General features: G+C 62.6%; 15 protein-coding genes. 13 read left to right on the top strand and 2 right to left on the bottom strand.

Features of this window, described 5'->3' with window-relative positions; translation table 11 throughout:
* Position 1 precedes the first annotated feature (1 nt).
* From LF252_RS04880 to LF252_RS04860, 5 genes are all read left to right on the top strand, one after another.
* Entirely contained in the window at positions 2-2416 is a 2415-nt protein-coding gene (locus LF252_RS04880; protein WP_226268255.1) for a hypothetical protein, read from the top strand.
* A gap of 43 nt (positions 2417-2459) precedes the next feature.
* The gene (locus LF252_RS04875) at positions 2460-2930 is read left to right on the top strand and encodes a DUF4112 domain-containing protein (protein WP_226268254.1); all 471 of its coding nucleotides are present in this window, start codon (positions 2460-2462) and stop codon (positions 2928-2930) included.
* A 69-nt stretch (positions 2931-2999) separates the two neighbouring features.
* The gene (locus LF252_RS04870; protein WP_226268252.1) at positions 3000-3404 is read left to right on the top strand and encodes a hypothetical protein; all 405 of its coding nucleotides are present in this window, start codon (positions 3000-3002) and stop codon (positions 3402-3404) included.
* Positions 3401-4087, top strand: a complete 687-nt coding sequence (locus tag LF252_RS04865; protein ID WP_226268250.1) for an SCO family protein — start codon at positions 3401-3403, stop codon at positions 4085-4087. The genes LF252_RS04870 and LF252_RS04865 overlap by 4 nt, the downstream gene beginning before the upstream one ends.
* Complete coding sequence (locus LF252_RS04860) at positions 4084-4500, top strand: c-type cytochrome (protein WP_226268248.1); 417 nt, start codon at positions 4084-4086, stop codon at positions 4498-4500. Before LF252_RS04865 ends, LF252_RS04860 begins: the two co-directional genes overlap by 4 nt.
* A gap of 199 nt (positions 4501-4699) precedes the next feature.
* Here LF252_RS04860 and LF252_RS04855 read toward each other — a convergent pair whose 3' ends face one another.
* Positions 4700-6103, bottom strand: coding sequence for an alpha/beta hydrolase family protein (locus LF252_RS04855; protein WP_226268246.1), 1404 nt, complete (start codon positions 6101-6103; stop codon positions 4700-4702).
* Between the two features lie 246 nt (positions 6104-6349).
* Here LF252_RS04855 and LF252_RS04850 point away from each other — a divergent pair, with 246 nt between their 5' ends.
* From LF252_RS04850 to LF252_RS04840, 3 genes are all read left to right on the top strand, one after another.
* The gene (locus tag LF252_RS04850) at positions 6350-7369 is read left to right on the top strand and encodes a sensor histidine kinase (RefSeq protein ID WP_226268244.1); all 1020 of its coding nucleotides are present in this window, start codon (positions 6350-6352) and stop codon (positions 7367-7369) included.
* Positions 7366-8091 (top strand): LytR/AlgR family response regulator transcription factor, encoded by a 726-nt coding sequence (locus tag LF252_RS04845; protein ID WP_226268243.1) that lies wholly within the window; start codon positions 7366-7368, stop codon positions 8089-8091. Before LF252_RS04850 ends, LF252_RS04845 begins: the two co-directional genes overlap by 4 nt.
* Positions 8092-8402: 311 nt before the next feature.
* Positions 8403-9395, top strand: coding sequence for an enhanced serine sensitivity protein SseB (locus LF252_RS04840; RefSeq protein WP_262904837.1), 993 nt, complete (start codon positions 8403-8405; stop codon positions 9393-9395).
* Positions 9396-9475: 80 nt separating this feature from the next.
* On the opposite strand, the gene LF252_RS04835 is transcribed toward LF252_RS04840, so the two are convergent.
* Positions 9476-10006, bottom strand: a complete 531-nt coding sequence (locus tag LF252_RS04835) for a DUF2062 domain-containing protein (RefSeq protein ID WP_226268239.1) — start codon at positions 10004-10006, stop codon at positions 9476-9478.
* A 110-nt stretch (positions 10007-10116) separates the two neighbouring features.
* Between LF252_RS04835 and LF252_RS04830 the strand changes: the two genes are divergently transcribed.
* The 5 genes from LF252_RS04830 to LF252_RS04810 all read left to right on the top strand — a co-directional run bounded on the left by LF252_RS04830 (position 10117) and on the right by LF252_RS04810 (position 18363).
* Entirely contained in the window at positions 10117-11061 is a 945-nt protein-coding gene (locus tag LF252_RS04830; protein ID WP_226268237.1) for a YihY/virulence factor BrkB family protein, read from the top strand.
* Positions 11062-11165: 104 nt separating this feature from the next.
* Positions 11166-12560 (top strand): DEAD/DEAH box helicase, encoded by a 1395-nt coding sequence (locus LF252_RS04825; protein ID WP_226268226.1) that lies wholly within the window; start codon positions 11166-11168, stop codon positions 12558-12560.
* A 608-nt stretch (positions 12561-13168) separates the two neighbouring features.
* Complete coding sequence (locus LF252_RS04820; protein WP_226268224.1) at positions 13169-14464, top strand: sugar MFS transporter; 1296 nt, start codon at positions 13169-13171, stop codon at positions 14462-14464.
* 107 nt (positions 14465-14571) lie between these two features.
* Entirely contained in the window at positions 14572-15999 is a 1428-nt protein-coding gene (locus LF252_RS04815; RefSeq protein WP_226268222.1) for a glycoside hydrolase family 30 protein, read from the top strand.
* Positions 16000-16227: 228 nt separating this feature from the next.
* The gene (locus LF252_RS04810; RefSeq protein ID WP_226268219.1) at positions 16228-18363 is read left to right on the top strand and encodes an RICIN domain-containing protein; all 2136 of its coding nucleotides are present in this window, start codon (positions 16228-16230) and stop codon (positions 18361-18363) included.
* Positions 18364-18384 lie beyond the last annotated feature (21 nt).

The raw sequence follows: 18384 nt of genomic DNA, 5'->3' as shown, positions 1-18384 counted from the left end.
TATGGCTACGTTGCGTATTCCTGCTATTGCTATGCGTATGGCGCTGGGCGGGCTGGCCCTAACGGCGGCCACCACTACCGGAGCCATAGCCCAAACCGATTCGCTGACCAACCAGTTTACCCGATATCAGCGACAAAACCTACAGGAAAAGCTGTTCCTGCACCTCGACCGGCCGCTGTACATGAGCGGGGAGCTACTCTGGTTTAAAGTGTATGCAGTGGATGCTACCCTGCACAAACCCCTTAGCGTGAGCAAGGTGGCTTACGTTGAAGTACTGGATGAAACCCAACGCCCGGTACTGCAGGCCAAAGTGGCCCTGCAAAACGCTGCGGGTAAAGGCTCGTTTGTGCTGCCGGCTTCCTTACTGTCCGGTTCCTACACGGTGCGGGCCTACACCAGCTGGATGAAAAACTTTGCTCCTGAGCAGTATTTCCAGACGGCAGTGCGCATCGTAAACCCCGGTTCAACGCTGGGGCTGAAGATGATTACCGATTCCCTGGCGGTTGATGCCCGGTTTTTTCCGGAAGGCGGTGAACTAGTGCAAGGACTGCCCAGCACGGTTGGCTTCAAGCTGACCGACAAGCAAGGTCGGAGCTTGGCAGCCAAGGGCACCATTTTAGATCAGGCGGGAGTAACGGTGGCGCAGTTTGCCACGGAGCGGTTTGGCCTCGGCCGCTTCCAATTCACTCCCAAGCCCGGCGCTGCCTATACGGCCGTTATTGAACTGCCCAACCGGCGGTTGGTAACGCAGAAGCTCCCGGCGGTGCAGCCCCAAGGCTACAGCCTACATGTGGCCCCGGATGCATCTGGGCGCCTGAGCGTGGAGGCAGCCACCAACGTGCCTGGGCAGAGTGAGGGGCAGCTGTGGCTACTGGCCCACGCCGGCCAGCACCTGGTCGCCTCTGAGCGCCTGCCGCTCCAGAATGGCACGGGCCGCCTCACGCTGGACAAGCAACGGCTGCCTCAGGGCATAACGCACTTTACTCTGTTTGATGCGCAGCGCCGCCCCGTTTGTGAGCGGCTGGTATTTGTGCGCCCCACTACCCAGCTGCAGATAACCGCCCGCACCGACAAATCGGCGTATTCTGCCCGCGAGAAAGTGCAGCTGCAAGTGGCCACCGCCACTGAAGCAGCGGCCGCTCAGGCCACCAACGTATCGGTAGCCGTGTACCGGCTCGATTCGCTTAACCGTTCAGCCGGCTCTAGCATTGGCAGCTACCTATGGCTCACGTCGGACGTGCGTGGGGCCGTGGAGCAGCCAGAGTATTACCTTACGCATACCGGCCCGGAGGCAGAAAGCGCCGCCGATAACCTGATGCTGACCCAGGGCTGGAGCCGCTTCACCTGGAACCAGGTGCTGGCCGGCAAGCCCAGTGTATCCTTCCTGCCTGAGCTCAATGGCCAGCTGGTGTACGCGCGGGTTACGAACCCCGCTACTAAACAGCCAGTAGCCGGTGTGCCGGCGTTTCTGGCGGCTCCCAGCCGCGTGGCCCGCCCCTACCCGGCCCTCAGCGACGCGGCCGGTATCCTGCGTTTCGAAACCCATGACCTGATTGGGGACCGGACTATTTCCGTGCAAACCAGTGCCGCGAAGGATACCACGTATCAACTCGAGCTGCTGAACCCGTTTTCAACCCAATTCCGCTCCGAGCCGGTTTCGGCGGCTCTCACGCCAAGTGCGGCGGATGCGGCCGCCTTGCAGGAACGCAGCCTGGGTGTGCAAACGCAACGCGCCTATTTCGGCAAGTTGCTGACGCGCTTCACGCCCCAACCAGCTGACAGCATCCCATTCTTCGGCAAGGCCGATGAGCATTATCGCCTCGACGATTACACCCGCTTCAAGGTGATGGAGGAAGTGATGCGCGAGTACGTACCGGGTGTGCAGGTGCGGCTGCGCAAGGATGGGTACCATTTTATGATTCTGGACCACCTGAACTCCACCATTCTGCAGGAAAATCCGCTGGTGCTGGTAGATGGGGTACCCGTGTACGATATCAACCGGGTAATGGCATTTAGCCCGCTAAAGGTGAAAACGCTGGATGTGGTGACGATGCCTTACCTCCAAGGGGCCATGCGCTACGACGGTATTGTAAGCTACACCACGTACCAAGGCGATTTGAGCGGCTTCCAGCTGAACCCGCACGTGCTGCTGCAGGAATACCAGGGCCTGCAGCAATACCGGGAGTTTTACGCTCCTCGCTACGACACACCCGAGGCCCGGCAGAGCCGCCTGGCCGATTTCCGCAACCTGCTGCATTGGCAGCCGGAACTGCGCACCTCCACCACTGGTACTGGGCAACTGGAGTTTTACACCTCGGACCAGCCTGGCACCTACGTGGTGGAAGTGCAGGGCGTTTCGGCTACTGGCCGGGTTGGCGTAACGCGCTACCGCTTCGAGGTGAAGCCGGCGCTGTAGCGCAGGCCCAACCTAGCGCGGGGCCGTGCGTTCAACTCCTTGTATGGCTATTCCCTCTTTTGATCAAGATGCCCGCCTGCGCTGGGTAGAGCGGGTTTCTCACTTGCTTGACAGTCAGTTCCGGGTGCCCGGCACCACGTGGCGCTTTGGCCTCGACCCCATCATGGGCTTGATTCCGGTGGTGGGCGGGCTGCCGTCCCTGGCTATTTCCGGCGTGCTGATTCTGACGATGATGCGCCACGGAGCCAGTGGCAACCTGGTAGTGCGCATGGTGCTGAATGTGGTGCTTGATACCGTAATCGGGGCTATTCCGGTGGTCGGCAATATTTTCGACTTCGCCTATAAAGCCAACGACCGGAACGTGCGCCTGCTGCGGGCACATTATCAGGAGGGCAGGTACCAAGGCTCCGGACGCGGGCTTATCCTGCTGATTCTGGTGCTGCTGCTGGCGCTGGCCGCTGCATTGGTGTGGGGCGGCTGGTTGCTCTGGCACTGGATTGCGGCGCGCGTGTAGCGTTGCAGCCTCTTCGGCAAATGGGCATTGCGGCGGGGTTTCAGGCATTCCTGTCGTACCTTTGCGGCCGTGAAAATCCTCCGCATTGCCCCCGTGCTCCTATTGGTGTCGGCGTGCCTCTCGCTGCAAAGTGAGGAGCAAAAGGCCGAAGCCGCCGAAAAAGCCCTACTGGCACGCCACGACGAGCTGATGGCCCAGATGGACCAACTGTACCAGCTGCGCCAGGAGCTTAAAACAGCCCCCGACACTGCCCGGGCAGCCACGCTGGAAGGCCGCCTGCTGGGGGCTGAAGCCGGCATGATGTTCTGGATGCATCACTACCGCCGCCCGGCCGATACGGCCGCCGTGGATAGCCGCCTGCGCTACTACGAGGCGCAGCAGGCCCGTATCGACTCCGTTGGGCGGCTGTTCCGCGCCAGCCAGGATTCCGCCCGAAACTATTTGGCCGCCTCATCCGCTTCTTCCCGTAAATGATCCACTTTCCTGCTTTGTCGGCGGGCCGCTTGCTGCGGCTGACTGCCCTGCTCAGCGTAGGCCTGTTGCCGCTGGCTTGCACTCCGTCCTCGTCGGAACCCGAACGCCTGCCCGTTTTGGGTATCAAGCACAGCGCTCCTACCTCGCCCGCCGATACCCTTCCCGACCCGGTACCCACTTTCCGCCTCACCGACCAGATGGGCCAGCCGGTAACCAACCAGACGTTTGCCGGCAAGGTGTACATTGCCGACTTCTTTTTCACCTCCTGCCCCAGCATCTGCCCCAAAATGCAGAGCGAGATGCTGCGGGTGTACAAGGCGTTTGAAGGTAACCCCAACGTGCTGTTCCTGAGTCACACCATCGACCCCAACCACGACTCCATTCCGGTGCTGCGCGACTACGCCGAGCGGCTAGGCATCAAGGATGCCTCGCGCTGGCACTTCGCCCGTACCGAGCAGGACACCGTGTTCAAGCTGGCCAGCAACTACCTCTCGGGGGCCCAGGCCGATAAGAAGGCCGCCGGGGGTTTCTCGCACGATGGCTCGTTTGTGCTCGTTGATTCGCAACGCCGCATCCGCGGGGTGTACGATGGCATGGTGAAGGAGCAGGTGGACCGCCTGATTCAGGACCTGCCCGTGCTGCTGAAGGAAGAAAAGCTGGAAACAAAAGGCGCCGCCCAATGAAGCGCGGGCTGCTGGCAGCGGCCTTGCTGGCGGCAGCCGGCGTGGGCGTGAGCGGGTGCTTTACCGAGCGGAGGAACGAGGGCGCCCAGCTGTACGCGGCGCACTGCGCCAGCTGCCACGGCGACCAGGGCCAGGGCCTGCAGCGGCTGATTCCGCCAGTGGCGGGCGCCGACTACATTGCCCAGCACCGCGCCGAGCTGCCCTGCATCATCCGCAAAGGCATGAACGGCCCGCTGGTGGTGAATGGCGTGAGCTACCAGCAGGTGATGCCCGGCCACGAAGACCTCACCGACTCGCAGATTACCAACCTGCTGAATTTCCTGCAAACCAACTGGGGCAACAAAAACCAGCCCTACACCATCCGTGAAGCCTCCGACCTGCTAGGCCGCTGCAACGGCTCGGATGGGCAGTAGGGGTAGGTTGTTAGGTGGTTGGGTAGTTGGGTAGAAAAAACGTCTGTCATCCTGAGCGCAGCGAAGGACCTTATCACGCTGGAACGACAACTGCCATAAAGGCTCGTTCTGATGTGATAAGGTCCTTCGCTGCGCTCAGGATGACAGTTCATACCCCCCAACCCCCAACCACCCAACCATAAACCACCCAACCACCCATCTACTTTACCTGTTGGTTCAGCCAGTTGCCGATGACCTGGAGGGCGCTGGGGGCGAAGGTTTCTTCGATGGTGGCGTACTGGCTGGTGCCGGCGGGGTCGGTTTGGAAGAGGTGGTTGAGGTTGGGCAGCGTCTGCACGGTGGCATGAGTGTTGTGCGCGGCGCGCAGGCCTTGCTCAATGGCGGGCAGGTTCTGGTCGGCGGCTACCTGCAGGTCGTGGCTGCCGTTGAGGGCCAGCACGGGGCATTTAACCTTGGGCAGATAGGTAGCGGGGTCGGTGAGCAGGAAACTGCGCAGCCAGGGCGAAGTCAGGGGTTTTACCTGTTTTTGGGCCACCTCGGCGCTGATACCTGGTACGCGCTGCTGCACCACGGCGGCCAGCTTGGGGGTCAGCGCATCGGCACTGAGCGTAGCGGGCTGCCGACGCAGCTCGGCGAACAGGGCCCGGTGCAGGCGCTGGCTCTGGCCAATGGTGGCCGAATCGGCCCCGGCGGCGCGGGCCAGGTCGGCCTGCTGGCGCAGCAACACCGCGTCGCCGGGTACGCCGGGGCCGGCCAACGACACTACAAAATCGGGGCCGGCGGGCTGGGCGGCGGCCTGCCAGGCAATCACCCCGCCTTCACTGTGCCCGATCAGGCCCACCTGCCTGGCACGGATGTCGGGGCGAGTGCGCAGGTAGGCCAGCGCCGCCTGGGCATCGGCGGTAAAATCAGTGGTCAGCGCCCCGGTAAACGTACCGCCCGACTGAGCCGTGCCCCGGTCGTCGTAGCGCAGCACGGCAAAGCCCTGGCGGGTGAGGTAGTCGGCCAGCACCAAAAAGGGCTGGTGGCCGAACACAGTTTCGTTGCGGTCCTCGGGGCCCGAGCCGCTCACCAACACTACCGCCGGAAATGGCCCCTTACCAGCGGGCAGCGTGAGCGTACCGGCCAGCTGAATACCGGCTTTGGCATTGGGGAAAGTAAGGTCCTGGCTGCGGTACGGGAAGGGCGCCACCGGCACCTGGGGGTGGCGGGGGGCGGCGCTGGCCTCGGCCGCCGCCGAGCTGCGGCGCAGCGTGAGCGGCAGCTGCATCCCGCCCTGGTACCAGGTGCCGGCCACCGACTGCCCATCGGCCGCGAAGCGGCCCGCAAACCGCCCCTGGATGTTATCGGCCCGCAGCAATAGGCTGTCGTGGCGTACCACGGCGCTGCTCAGGCTCATGCCCTGCAGGCCCTGCTGCGGCACCGAGAGCTTACCCTGCCAAGCCGAGCCGCTGCCGTTGAGCTCCACTACGGTGCGCAGGTTGGTGCCCTGCACGCTGAGGCTGCCCTGCCAGAGGCCGGCGGGGTCGGAAGTTTGGGCGGTGGCCGCGGAGGCAGTCAGCAGAGCGGCGGCAAGGGCGAGGTGGCGGAACGTGGAGTTCATAGCGAGAAAGATTAAGGGTTAGGGAGACGAAGGGAGAAACCAGCCCACGGGGCCTGCTGGCCGGCCAGAGAACTGATACAAAGGTGCCCGCCAGTGGGCTGCGGCCCTAAAGAGAATGACGAACCCTGCCCGGCCGCTGACGACCAAGGCCCCGCGGCTGACGAACGTGGATCGTCCCGGGCATTTGGGCGCGGCCCGCCGGGCTGATACCTTCGCAGAGCCGGTTTCCGCTGCCCCCATATTCCTATGCACTCCACTTCCGCATCTTTTCCTCCAACCCGGATTGGCTGGCCCTGGCTGGTCCTCCGCGACGCATTTATCTGGGGGTTACTGTTGCTGCTGCTGTGGCGGACCCTGCCGTTGGTACCCAATGGCAACCTGGCCCAGCTGCAGCACGCGGTACTGGTAACGGTGGGGCTGAGCATGGTGGCGGTGTACGGCAACAACCTGGGGCTGGTACCCACCCTGTTCGACCGGGGCCGCTACGGCTGGTATGCGCTGGCCCTGCTGGGCTGGACGCTGCTGCTGCACGTGGCGGGCCGGCTGCTGTGGCCCGAGGTCCACGCCGCTGCCCATCAGCCCGCCGTCAACTGCCTGTTCACGATGCTGATAGCCATGGGCCTGCTGCTCATCTGGCGGTCGGTGGCGCAGCACCGGCAGCGGCTGCGGCGGCAGCTGCTGGAGCGCGAGCAGCAGCTGCGGCTGCTGGAGGCCCAGGTGAACCCGCACTTTCTGTTCAACACGCTCAACAGCCTCTACGCCCTCAGCCTCACCCAAAGCCCCCAAACGCCCGATATGCTCCTGGCGCTGTCGGGGCTGATGCGCTACCAGCTGGAAAGCACCCGCCGGGCCCAGGTGCCCCTGCAGGAGGAGCTGGACTACCTGCGCAGCTACGTGCAGCTGCAGGAGCTGCGGCTGGGTCCGCGCTGCCCGGTGCAGCTGAGTCTGCCCCCCGAGGAGGAGGCGGCCGGCCTCACCGTGGCCCCGCTGCTGTTTCTGGCCCTCATCGAAAACGCCTTCACCTACGGCACGCGGCGGGCCAGCGGCAGCTTCGTGGAAATTGCCCTCACGCTGCACCAGCAGCAGCTGCACCTAGCACTGCGCAACGCCCTGCCCCCGCCCACCGACGCGGGCGGCGGCACCGGCACCGGTCTGAGCAACACCCGCCAGCGGCTGGCCCTGCTCTACCCCGGCCGCCACCACCTGCACGCCGCCCCCACCCCCGACCAGTCGGCCTTTCTCACCCAACTCACCCTCTCGCTATGACCCCGCTGCAGGTTTTGATTGTGGACGACGAGCCCCTGGCCCATCAGGTGCTGCAAACCTACGTGGAACGGGTGGCCCACCTGCGCGTGGCCGGTCACTGCTACACGGCCGTGGAGGCCCTCACCTTTCTGCACCAGCAGCCCGTGGATGTGGTATTGCTGGATGTGCAGATGCCCGAAATGAGCGGTCTGGAACTGCTGCGGGCCCTGCCCCACGCCCCCCGCGTAATCCTGACCACCGCTTTCAGCGAGTTTGCCCTCGAAGGTTACGAGTACGGGGTCATTGATTATCTGCTCAAGCCCATTCCGTTTCCGCGCTTTTTGAAGGCCATTGCCCGCCTGCCCGCGCCCGAACCAGCTCCTGCCGTGGCCCCGCCCGCCCCGGTTGCAGCCCCTCAGGCCGCCCCCGCCGCCCTGCTCCTGCGCGACGGCCCCACCACCCACCGCGTGCCCCTGGCCGATATTACCTACCTGGAGGCCTACGGCAACTACGTGAAAGTACACACCCCCACCGGCCGCCTGGTAGTGCCCGATACCCTGCGGCGGCTGCTCACGGAGCTGCCCCCGGCCCGGTTCCTGCGGGTGCATAAGTCGTTTGTGGTGCCGCTGGAACGCGTTGAGCAGCTGCAGGGTAACCAGCTTACCATTGCCGGGGCCGTAGTACCCCTCGGGGCCGCCTTCCGGCAGGAATTTCTGCGCCAGTGGCAGCAGCCGGAAGCGTAGTTGGGTGGTTGGGTGGTTGAACGGTCATTGCGAGGCGGAGCCGAAGCAATCCGTCCTTTTCGAAGTGCAACTCCCTGACCTATTCAAAAACCTTTGATGACTGGTTCTGGCGTCAGGGGATTTCTGCAAAGCAAGGTTTAGCGCGTTAAAAAGGACGGATTGCTTCGGCTCCGCCTCGCAATGACCAAATACCCAACCAACTAACAATCTACCCACCTAACCTCCCAACCACCAACCCACCTACCCAACCACTATTTCGTGCATCTTCTCTTAAACCTGCTTAGCTTGCATCTTCATCTGTTTGTTTTGTTATGGGTCTGTTTGACTTCCTGAAAAAGAAAGACGAGGGCAACCCCGCTCCCGCCTCTACTCCCACTCCCGGCACCACTCCCACGCCCGACGCCACCGGAGCCGATAAGCCCGCCGGCCCCCGCTATAAAGGCTCCAACTACCAGATGCCGGCCGCTCCGGCCCCGGCGGCGGCGCCAGTTCCGTTTATTCCGCCGGCCCCGCCCATCCCGCTGCCGGGAGTAGGCGACGCGCCTGTGCCGCCGATGCCCGATTTCCAGCCCCTCAACATCCTGGAACAGCTGCTGATGCAGGCCGCCATGGAGCCCCAGTTCCGCAGCCCCTTCTATCAGGCCCTGCTGGGCGAGGAAGTAACCGTGGTAATGGCTGCCAAGGAAGACCAGGAGCCCGGCGAAATCACGCCCACCGAAGGCATGGAAATTCAGCTCCAGGCGTTGCACGACGGTAAAATTGCCGTTTTCACTGCTCCCGAGCGTATTTTTGACAACGGCGCCGTGCCTGAGGGCAGTGTAGCCTTCATGCGCCTGCGCGGCCACGACTTCTTCACAATGGTGAAAGGCGCCGACTGCGCCCTGAATCCCTTCTCGGCCGTAGGTAAGCTGCTGGAAGCCCCCGAAATTGATGCGCTGCTAGCGGGTCAGCTGTTTGAAGCCCCTCCGCAGCAGGATATCCAGGTGTCGCTGCACGACCCGGAGCCAGAGCCCACCGCACTCAAAGACGCCCTGCGCGAGTACAGCGCCGGCAATGAGAAAGTGCAGGCCGTGTACCTCACCGAAATGCGCATGCAGCACAACCCCCAGGAAAGCCGCCTGCTGCTGGCTTTCCAAACCGATGACCAAGACCCCGCGTTCCTGCAGGAGTTGGGCCCGGTTATCCAGGGCAACATCGTCGAAAACCAGTTTGTTGACATGATGCTGATTGACACTACCTCGGAGGAGCCGCTGGTACAGTACCTGCTTAACTCGGAGCCCGTGTACAAGCGCGCTGAAGCTTAGTGCTTAGTGCTTAGTGCTTAGTGTATATGAAAGAGGCCCCGCCGTAGTTACGGCGGGGCCTCTTTTTTGCAGGTGTCTGTTCAGGCTTGAATTTCCTCGGCGGCCCGGCGGCTCATTACCCGCGCCAGTATTGGCCGGAGCCCGAAGTACAGCAACGGACCGAGGACGCAGCACCCGACAGCCCACAGGGCCAGCGCCCCCACCATAGAATGCCACAGCAAATGAAACGCCCCCAGCAGGTCGTGGGTAAAGAGGTGTTCCACTTTCGCCAGCGTCAGGGCCGGGCCACTGCTGCCCCACATGCGGGAGCCCAGCGTCAGCAGCGGAATCATGAGCAGCAGCTGCACGGGGCTCCACAGGTGCGCAATTAGCAGAGCGGCAGCCACGTTCAGGCGCAGCCGCATGGCGGCAGCCGTGGCGAGCACCGTGGTGGTACCCAGCACCGGAATCAGGCCGGCTGCCGTGCCAATTACCACCGTCAGGGCCAATTGATGCGGGGTGAGGCCCTGCTTCAGCAGGTTAAGCAACGGCTGCACCAGGCGGCGGCGCCACCAGCTTTGGGGTGCTTCGGGCGGGGCAGTAACGGAAGGGCTGGAGGATGAAGGCTGCACAAATACTGGAATTGACGAAAACTGGGGCTCGGTGATGCCGAAACCGGGTAGTACCTTCGTACCCCCGATGTCTGCGCTGGCGGCGCGCCTGCAGATAGTACGCGCATCTCATGACAAAAGTACACGAGTCCGGCCACGCCAGCCGCCATCTGTTCCAGGACATCCTGATTCTGCTACGCCGGGCGGCCCGCGAGTTTGCGGCCAACGACCCGCTGCGGCTGGGCGCGGCCACCGCGTTTTTCACCACGTTTGCCCTGCCGCCCATCGTCATTATTCTCATTCAGCTGCTGGGCTCCCTGTATTCCCGCTCACAGGTGCGGGTGCTGCTGCTCAGCAAGCTCTCGCATTTGCTGGGCTCCTCGGCGGCGGGGCTGGTAGAGCAGATCCTGCAAAACGTGACCAACGTGGAGCGGAGCCGGCTAGTGACGTGGCTGGGCTTCGCGTTTCTGGTGTTCATTGCCACTACCCTGTTCGGGGTTATTCAGAACTCGCTGAACCAGCTGTGGCAGGTGCGGGTGCGCCGCAGCACCGGGCAGTTCCATAAGGTGCTCAAGGAACGGAGCCGCTCCTTAGGGCTGCTGCTGGTAACTGGGCTGCTGAGCATGTTGGCTTTCCTCTCGGATGCGGCCTTGGCTTTCATCTCCCATTACGCCCAGGATTTCGGGGCCGCCTTTTCGTCGGTGCTGTTTCAGATTGGCAACCAGATATTTTCTCTGCTGATCCTGACGGCCTGGTGCGGGGTTACGTTTCGGAACCTGAGCAGCGCCAAGGTGCCATCTAAAGCCGTGTGGCGCGGGGCCCTGCTCACGGCCGTACTTATTGATTTGGGCGAGAACGTGCTGGGCTTGCTGCTGGTACCGCGCAACCTGGGCCCCATCTACGGGCCGGCCTCCAGCATTGTGTTAGTGCTGCTGTTCGTGTTCTATTCAGCCATGATTTTCTACTTCGGCGCCTGCTTCACCAAAGCCTATGCCCATTACGTAGGCCTCGATATTAGGCCTAAGAAAACGGCCGTGCGCTACAAGCTGGTGGACGTGGCGGAGGTGAGTGAATAGGTGAATGAGCGAATGAGTGAATGGGAGAATGAATCTGTCATTCGCTCATTCACCTATTCACTCATTGTCATAACCCGTACCTTTGTCGGCTGAACTACTGCTTTATGACTGTAACCCCTCCTTCCTTCGCCGATCTGGGCCTGGCCCCGGAACTGCTGCAAGCGCTGAACGAACTTGAATTTCAGGCCCCCACCGCTGTGCAGGAGCAGGTAATTCCAATGGCGCTGGCCGGGCAGGATGTGGTGGGCCAGGCCCCCACCGGCTCGGGCAAAACCGCTGCCTATGGCCTTTCGGTGCTGCAGCAGCTGGATGTAAAAACCGATGCCGTGCAGATGCTGGTGCTGGTGCCCGCCCGGGAGCTGGCCCTGCAGGTGCGCGACGCCCTCAAAAAACTCGGTAAGTACCTGCCCAACCTGCGGGTGGCGGCCTTCTATGGCGGCCACGCCTTCCGCGAGGAAACCGCCTCCCTTACCCAAGCCCCGCACGTGGCGGTAGCCACCCCCGGCCGCTTCCTCGACCACCTGGAGCGGCGCAGCATCATCCCCAATAACCTGAAAGTGCTGGTGCTGGATGAGGCCGACAAGCTGCTGGAACTGGGCTTTCAGGACGAGCTGGTGGAAATTGTGAAGCGCCTGCCCCGCCGCCGCCAGACGCTGCTGTTCTCGGCTACTATGTCGGATAAAGTGCTGGAGCTGATTCGCAAGAACCTGACGCGCCCCCGGGTAGTCAACGCGGGCGAGGACACCGATGAGCTGCCCGAAAACCTGAAGCTGGTGGGCCACATTGGTTTGCTGGAGAAGAAGCCGGCGGCCCTGCTGCACCTGCTCAACAAGCCCGAAACCGGCCGAGCCCTCATCTTCTGCAACACCCGGGAGCGGTGCATGGAGCTGACGCGCTTTTTGGTAGGACGGGGCGTAGCCGCTGAGGTATTGCACGGCAAAATGCCCCAGCCCGAGCGGGATAAAGCTCTGCTAAAATTGCGCAACGGTTCCAGCCAGGCCCTGGTAGCCACCGACGTAGCCGCCCGCGGCATTGACGTGACCCAGCTGGATACGGTGGTGCAGTACGACGCCCCCGATAAAGCCGACGCCTTCCAGCACCGGGCCGGCCGCACCGCCCGCGCCGGGGCCGAGGGTACGGCCCACATTCTGGTTACGGACAAGGAGCTGGCCCACGTGAAGAAGTGGCCCGTGGCAGCCGGCATCGAGTGGAAGCAGATGCACGCCCCTAAGCTCCCGCCCGCCGCTCCCAAAGCCCCCCGCCCCGAAAACGTGACCCTGCACGTATCGGCCGGCAAGAAGGATAAAGTGAGTGCTCACGACTTGGTAGGGGCTTTCGTGAACGTGGGCGGCGTGGCCCGCGAGGAGGTCGGACACATTGAGGTATTCGATTACTATAGCTACGTGGCCGTGCCGCGCCAGCAGGCCCAGGAAGTGGCCGAGCGGCTGGCCGGCGCGAAGGTGAAAGGCAAAAAAGTACGCGTGTCGGTGGTGGCGTAACCGCCCCGGCCCCGCGCTCCGCAAAACCGTCCGGGTGGTGATACGCTCACTATTCGGACGGTTTTGTGCGTTTGGATGAAACGCCGACACTTGTCTGTGACTGATACAGCATTTTTTTCGTTGTTTCTTATCCGATACGGGTAGGTCTGAGGAGGGGGCATCTGGCTTTTCAGTTATTAAAAACAACCCGTTGGCCGTGTGTGGTAAGTGTATAAAACCCGCTTGCGCTGAGAAATAACCGCTTTTTCAGGTTTGCTTTCTGAAGAACCCGGCCGATATATTTGACCAGGTTACCCGCCGTCGGGCATCCGTTGGCGCCTACGCCCTAAGCAGAATATTTGCCTCGCTTAGCGCACCGTACCGCCGCATCATTGCACTTCATCCTTCGTTCCCGGCTATACTAGCTATATCCGGGATTCTCCGTCCCCGGCTGGTTTCGCTAGACTGACCAGGGTTTTGGGCCGGCTTCGCTAAAGGGGAGCGGGGCCGGTCCTTCCGGGAGAGCCGCGGCAACCATCCGCCCATAATCGACTACTTTGCTGAAAAGAGCCGATTTTGCAGGTTCTCTCCTTTTTACCCCGATACCCTTTTCCCCTTCATTCCCCAACATGGCTGCTCCCGTATCTGCCTCTACCCTTCCCAAAACGCCCGCTACGCCCCCCGGCGCAGCCACGCCCAATTACACCCCGGCCCTGGCCTCGCTCACGGTGCTGTTTTTCATGATGGGGTTTATTACCTGTCTGAATGACATCCTGATTCCTTACCTGAAGGGGTTGTTCAGCCTGGGCTACGCCGAGGCCATGCTGGTTAATTCCTGCTTTTTTGGGGCCTACCTGATAATGGGGCTGCCGGCCGGCTACGTTGTTAAACGACTAGGCTACAAGCGCGGCATGCTGGTGGGCTTCCTGGTGGCTGCGCTGGGCTGTTTCCTGTTTTTTCCGGCGGCCGAACAGCGGGTGTTCGGGCTGTTTTTGGGGGCACTGTTTGTGTTGGCCTCCGGCGTGGTGATGCTGCAAGTGGCCGGCAACCCCTACGTGGCTATCCTGGGTCCGCCCGAAACGGCCGCCGCCCGCCTCACGCTCACGCAGGCGTTCAACTCACTGGCTACAACCATTGCACCGCCGCTGGGCACCGCCCTCATTCTGAGTAAACTGCCCGACCTCAAAACTATGAGCGCCGCCCAGGCCGCCGCCATTGATGTGGCCCCCGTGCAGACCCTGTACCTCTATATCGGGGTGGTGCTTATCGTCATTAGCGGGGTGTTGTTTTTCCTGAAGATGCCCGTGGTTGAGCACGCACCGGCGGCCCCCGGCGACATCACTAATGCCTGGAGCTACGGCCACCTGCTGCGGGGCCTCGTTGGCATCTTCGCTTACGTGGGGGCCGAGGTGGCCATTGGCTCCATCATGCTCAACTACCTGCAAGAAAAGGAGGTAATGGACTTAACGTCGGTGGCCGCTGGCAACAAGGTAGGGCTATACTGGGGCGGGGCCATGGTGGGCCGCTTTATTGGGGTAGCGGTGCTGAGCCGAGTACGGCCCGCCCGGGTGCTGGCCTTCAACGCGGTGGCGGCAGTGGCGCTCATCTTGGTGTCGATAAACACCACCGGCCCAGTGGCCATGTACAGCATGCTGGCCGTGGGGCTGATGAACTCTATTATGTTCCCGACAATCTTCACGCTGGCCGTGGCCGGGCTGGGCCGCCACACCGAGCAGGCGTCGGGGATGCTGTCGGCCGCCATTGTGGGTGGAGCCGTAATTCCGCCGCTGTTCGGCCTGATTGCTGACAGCACCCTGGGCGGAGGCGGCGTGCACGCCCTGCGCTTAGCCTTCCTGCTACCTGCTGCTTGCTACTTGTACATTATGTGGTACGGCGCCCGGGGCCATAAGCCGGCCGCCGAGTAACCGAGGGCCGGCCTAGGCCGGCCCTTTTTGCTGCTTCCTGGTTTTCACGCGTTTTCAGCCGGTTTATACCGGCCGACGGCCACCCGCTTGCCTTTATCATCCGCCCTATGTCTTTCCTTTCCCGCTCCTATTCCTCCGCTTTTCTGCTGCTGGCCCTTGGGTTGGGCACTGGCTGCCAGCGCGGGCCGCAGTCGGGCCCGGCCAAGGGTGCGGCCAGCTTCTGGCTCACCAACCCTGATAAATCGGTGCTGTTTCAGCCGCAGGCCGCCCCAACCTGGAGCAGTGCGGCTCCCGCGGCCGGCACGCCGGTGATTGAGGTAGACGATAAGCAGACCTTTCAGACCATCGACGGGTTCGGGTACTGCCTCACCGGGGGCAGCGCCGAGCTGCTGCACCGCATGACGCCCGAGGCCCGCAAGGCCATTCTGCGGGAGCTGTTTGCCACCGATGGCAACAACATTGGCGTGAGCTACCTGCGCCTGAGCATCGGGGCCTCTGATTTGGACGCCACGGTGTTCAGCTACGACGATTTGCCCGAGGGCCAGACCGACCCCACGCTGGCCAGGTTCAGCCTCGCGCCGGATAAGCAGCACCTGCTGCCGATGCTCAAGGAAATCCTGGCCATCAACCCCAACATTAAGATACTCGGCTCCCCCTGGTCGCCGCCGACCTGGATGAAAACCAACGGCAATTCTAAGGGCGGCTCGCTGAAACCAGAGTTCTACCCGGCCTACGCGCAGTACTTCGTGAAGTACGTGCAGGGCATGAAGGCCGGGGGTGTGCGCATCGACGCCATTACGGTGCAGAACGAGCCCCTGCACCCCGGCAACAACCCCAGCTTGCTGATGCTGGCCGAGCAGCAGGCCGAGTTTGTGAAGAAGCACCTGGGCCCGGCCTTCCAGGCGGCGAAAATCGATACCAAGATTGTGGTGTACGACCACAACGCCGACCGGCCCGACTATCCCCTGACCATCCTCAACGACCCCGAGGCCAAGAAGTACGTGGATGGCTCGGCCTTCCACCTCTACGCCGGCCCCATTGAGGCCCTGAGCAAAGTGCACGACGCCCACCCCGACCGGAACGTGTACTTCACCGAGCAGTGGGTGGGCTCGAAGAGCAAGTTTGAGGAGAATTTCCCCTGGCACGTGCGCACCCTCATGATTGGGGCTACCCGCAACTGGGCCCGCACCGTGCTGGAGTGGAACCTGGCCGCCGACCCCCAGCAGAACCCGCACACGCCCGGGGGCTGCACCGAGTGCCGGGGCGCCCTCACCATTGATGGCAGCACCGTCACCCGGGAGGATGCCTACTACATCGTGGCCCACGCCAGCAAGTTTGCCCGGCCCGGCTCGGTGCGCATTGCCTCTACCGCCTCCGAAACCCTGCCCAATGTGGCCTTCAAAGCCCCCAACGGCCAGAAAGTGTTGCTGATACAGAACAACACTAAACAAGCCCAGCCCTTCAGCCTCCGCTACCAGGGCCGCACCCTCACCTCTATCCTGCAGCCCGGCGCGGCCGGTACCTACGTGTGGTAAACCTGCTGAGGAGTGGCCCGGCTGAACCCCAAGCAGCCGGGCCACTCCTCAGCTGCCTCATTGCCTGATTAACCGAATACCCAGAGTACCCCGCCCCCTCCTGTACCGCGTGGGAAATGGTAGTGACCTAGCGAAATAAACCAGCCCCCGGGCTGGTTGCCACTGACCTTTTCCGGGCCATCCCAAGGCCTTTTTTCAGTTCCTTTTTCACAACCAATTCCCACTTTTATGAACACCAGTACATTTTCAGGGGGCCGCTGGGCCCGGGCGTGGCGGTATGTGCCGCTGGTACTCGCCGGTTTAGGATTCGGGCAGTCGGCCGAGGCGCAGAGCTTCTTGCGGGCCGACGGGCAGCGCATTGTGAATGCCAGCAATCAGGAGGTGATTCTCAACGGCATGAACCTGGGCAACTGGGCCGTGCAGGAGGGCTACATGATGAAAGTGGGCTGGCCTGGGGCCACGATAAATGGGGCCACGAAGCAGACGCAGGGCGCGGTAAAAAAGAGCCTCTACAACGCGGGCATGAGCGACGCGGCCGTGGAAACCTTCTACCAGAACTACCGCGCCAACTTCATCACCCGGCCCGACATCGACTACATTGCCAGCAAGGGCTTCAACTGCATCCGGCTGCCCCTGCACTACGAGCTGTTTCTGACGCCCAGCCAGCGGGCCGTGCGCAGCAGCGTGATGCGCGGCACCGTCACGTACGACTCCTACGTAAGCCAGCTGACCGGCTGGTACAACAACAACCAGCTGTTCACCGACCCCAACAACATGGCGGCGCTGGGTATGATTGATAACGTGCTGGCCTGGGCCCAGGCCAACCAGATGTACGTGGTGCTGGATATGCACGCCGTGCCCGGTTCCCAGGGCACCGATGCCAACATTGCCGACCAGATTGTGGCCAATGACCTCTGGAACCGGCAAATCAACCAGGATGTGCTCAACCGGCTGTGGTCGTTTATTTCCAACCGCTACAAGAACGACTCGCGGGTGGCCATGTACGACCTCATCAACGAGCCGAACAACTACCCCAGCAACCAGAAGATTCACGACGTATTTCAGCGCCTGATTACCACAATTCGGGGGCAGGGCGACAACCACCTGATTCTGGTGGAGGGCAACGGCTGGGGCAACGACTACAACTACATGGAGCCGTTTACCTTCCCGAACCGCGCCAACCTGGTGTACAACTCGCACCGCTACAGTGGCTCGGGCTACGAGATGGATAACGGCGTGAACTCCACCGGCGGCGGGGCCAACGACCTGCGCTTCATCGGCAACCTGCGCAACTTCCGCAACACCCACAACGTGCCCATCTGGGTGGGCGAAACCGGCGAAAACTCCGACACCTGGATGCGCGACGCGGCCCGGAACCTCAACTCGGTGGGTATTGGCTGGTGCCACTGGACGTACAAGCGTTTCGAGGACCGCAGCAACCCGGCCTTCATGCACATCAACCCGCCCTACGTGGTGGATGGGCCCGCCGGCCTCAACCAGGTGCTCACCAACATTCAGTTTGCCAACTGCGTGCCGAACACCACGGTAGCGGCCGTATCGCCCAACCAGAACGGCATTGTGAACTACCCCGGCGGCGGCAACTACAACGGCACCGGCAGTACCTACAGCGGCCCGGCCATCGGGCGCATCTACGAAATAAGCTCCAAGAACGGCGGGAAGGCCCTGGATATTGACGGCAACTCGCAGGCCAACGGCGGCCGCCTGCAACAGTGGACCTGGGCTGGCACGGCCAACCAGAAATTTAAGCTGGTGGATGCCGGCGGTGGCTACGTGCGCATCGTGAACCTGAATAGCAACAAGAGCCTGGACGTGGCCGGCCCCTCCACCGCCGATGGCGCCCTGATCCACCAGTGGGATTGGCTGACGCAGGATAGCCAGTTCTGGCAGATTCTGAGCAACGGCGACGGCACCTACCGCATTATTAACAAATACAGCGGGAAGGCCCTGGATGTGAAAGACAACTCTACTGCCGATGGCGCCACCATCCACCAATGGACCTACGGGGGCGGCAACAACCAGCGCTGGTGGTTCTCGGACCAGGGTGCGGCCCGCACGGCCCTGGCCGCAGCCGGCTCGGCCGACGACCTGCGCCTGCAGGTATACCCCACCACCGCCGATGCCGAGTTGAGCGTGCACTACAATGCCCCGGCTGCCCAACGCCTGCACCTGCGCCTGCTCGACCTGACGGGCCGCCTGGTGGTAAACCAACCTGAGCGGGCCGTCACCACCGGTGAAAACCTCCTGAAACTGCCCGTGGCCTCGTTGCGGGCGGGTATCTACCTGCTGCAGGTGGATACCCCCGCCGGCCAGCTCACCCGCCGGGTAGTCATCAGCCACGAATAAACCTCCGCTGCCAGCCCCGGC

Source organism: Hymenobacter pini (assembly GCF_020421205.1).
Taxonomy (GTDB): Bacteria; Bacteroidota; Bacteroidia; order Cytophagales; family Hymenobacteraceae; genus Hymenobacter; species Hymenobacter pini.
This window is presented reverse-complemented; position numbering and strand designations above follow the sequence as displayed.

Coding starts and splice junctions, on each gene's coding strand:
- LF252_RS04880 (WP_226268255.1), top strand. CDS start 2: ATGGCTACGTTGCGTATTCCTGCTATTGCTATGCGTATGGCGCTGGGC.
- LF252_RS04875 (WP_226268254.1), top strand. CDS start 2,460: ATGGCTATTCCCTCTTTTGATCAAGATGCCCGCCTGCGCTGGGTAGAG.
- LF252_RS04865 (WP_226268250.1), top strand. CDS start 3,401: ATGATCCACTTTCCTGCTTTGTCGGCGGGCCGCTTGCTGCGGCTGACT.
- LF252_RS04860 (WP_226268248.1), top strand. CDS start 4,084: ATGAAGCGCGGGCTGCTGGCAGCGGCCTTGCTGGCGGCAGCCGGCGTG.
- LF252_RS04855 (WP_226268246.1), bottom strand. CDS start 6,103: ATGAACTCCACGTTCCGCCACCTCGCCCTTGCCGCCGCTCTGCTGACT.
- LF252_RS04850 (WP_226268244.1), top strand. CDS start 6,350: ATGCACTCCACTTCCGCATCTTTTCCTCCAACCCGGATTGGCTGGCCC.
- LF252_RS04845 (WP_226268243.1), top strand. CDS start 7,366: ATGACCCCGCTGCAGGTTTTGATTGTGGACGACGAGCCCCTGGCCCAT.
- LF252_RS04840 (WP_262904837.1), top strand. CDS start 8,403: ATGGGTCTGTTTGACTTCCTGAAAAAGAAAGACGAGGGCAACCCCGCT.
- LF252_RS04830 (WP_226268237.1), top strand. CDS start 10,117: ATGACAAAAGTACACGAGTCCGGCCACGCCAGCCGCCATCTGTTCCAG.
- LF252_RS04825 (WP_226268226.1), top strand. CDS start 11,166: ATGACTGTAACCCCTCCTTCCTTCGCCGATCTGGGCCTGGCCCCGGAA.
- LF252_RS04820 (WP_226268224.1), top strand. CDS start 13,169: ATGGCTGCTCCCGTATCTGCCTCTACCCTTCCCAAAACGCCCGCTACG.
- LF252_RS04815 (WP_226268222.1), top strand. CDS start 14,572: ATGTCTTTCCTTTCCCGCTCCTATTCCTCCGCTTTTCTGCTGCTGGCC.
- LF252_RS04810 (WP_226268219.1), top strand. CDS start 16,228: ATGAACACCAGTACATTTTCAGGGGGCCGCTGGGCCCGGGCGTGGCGG.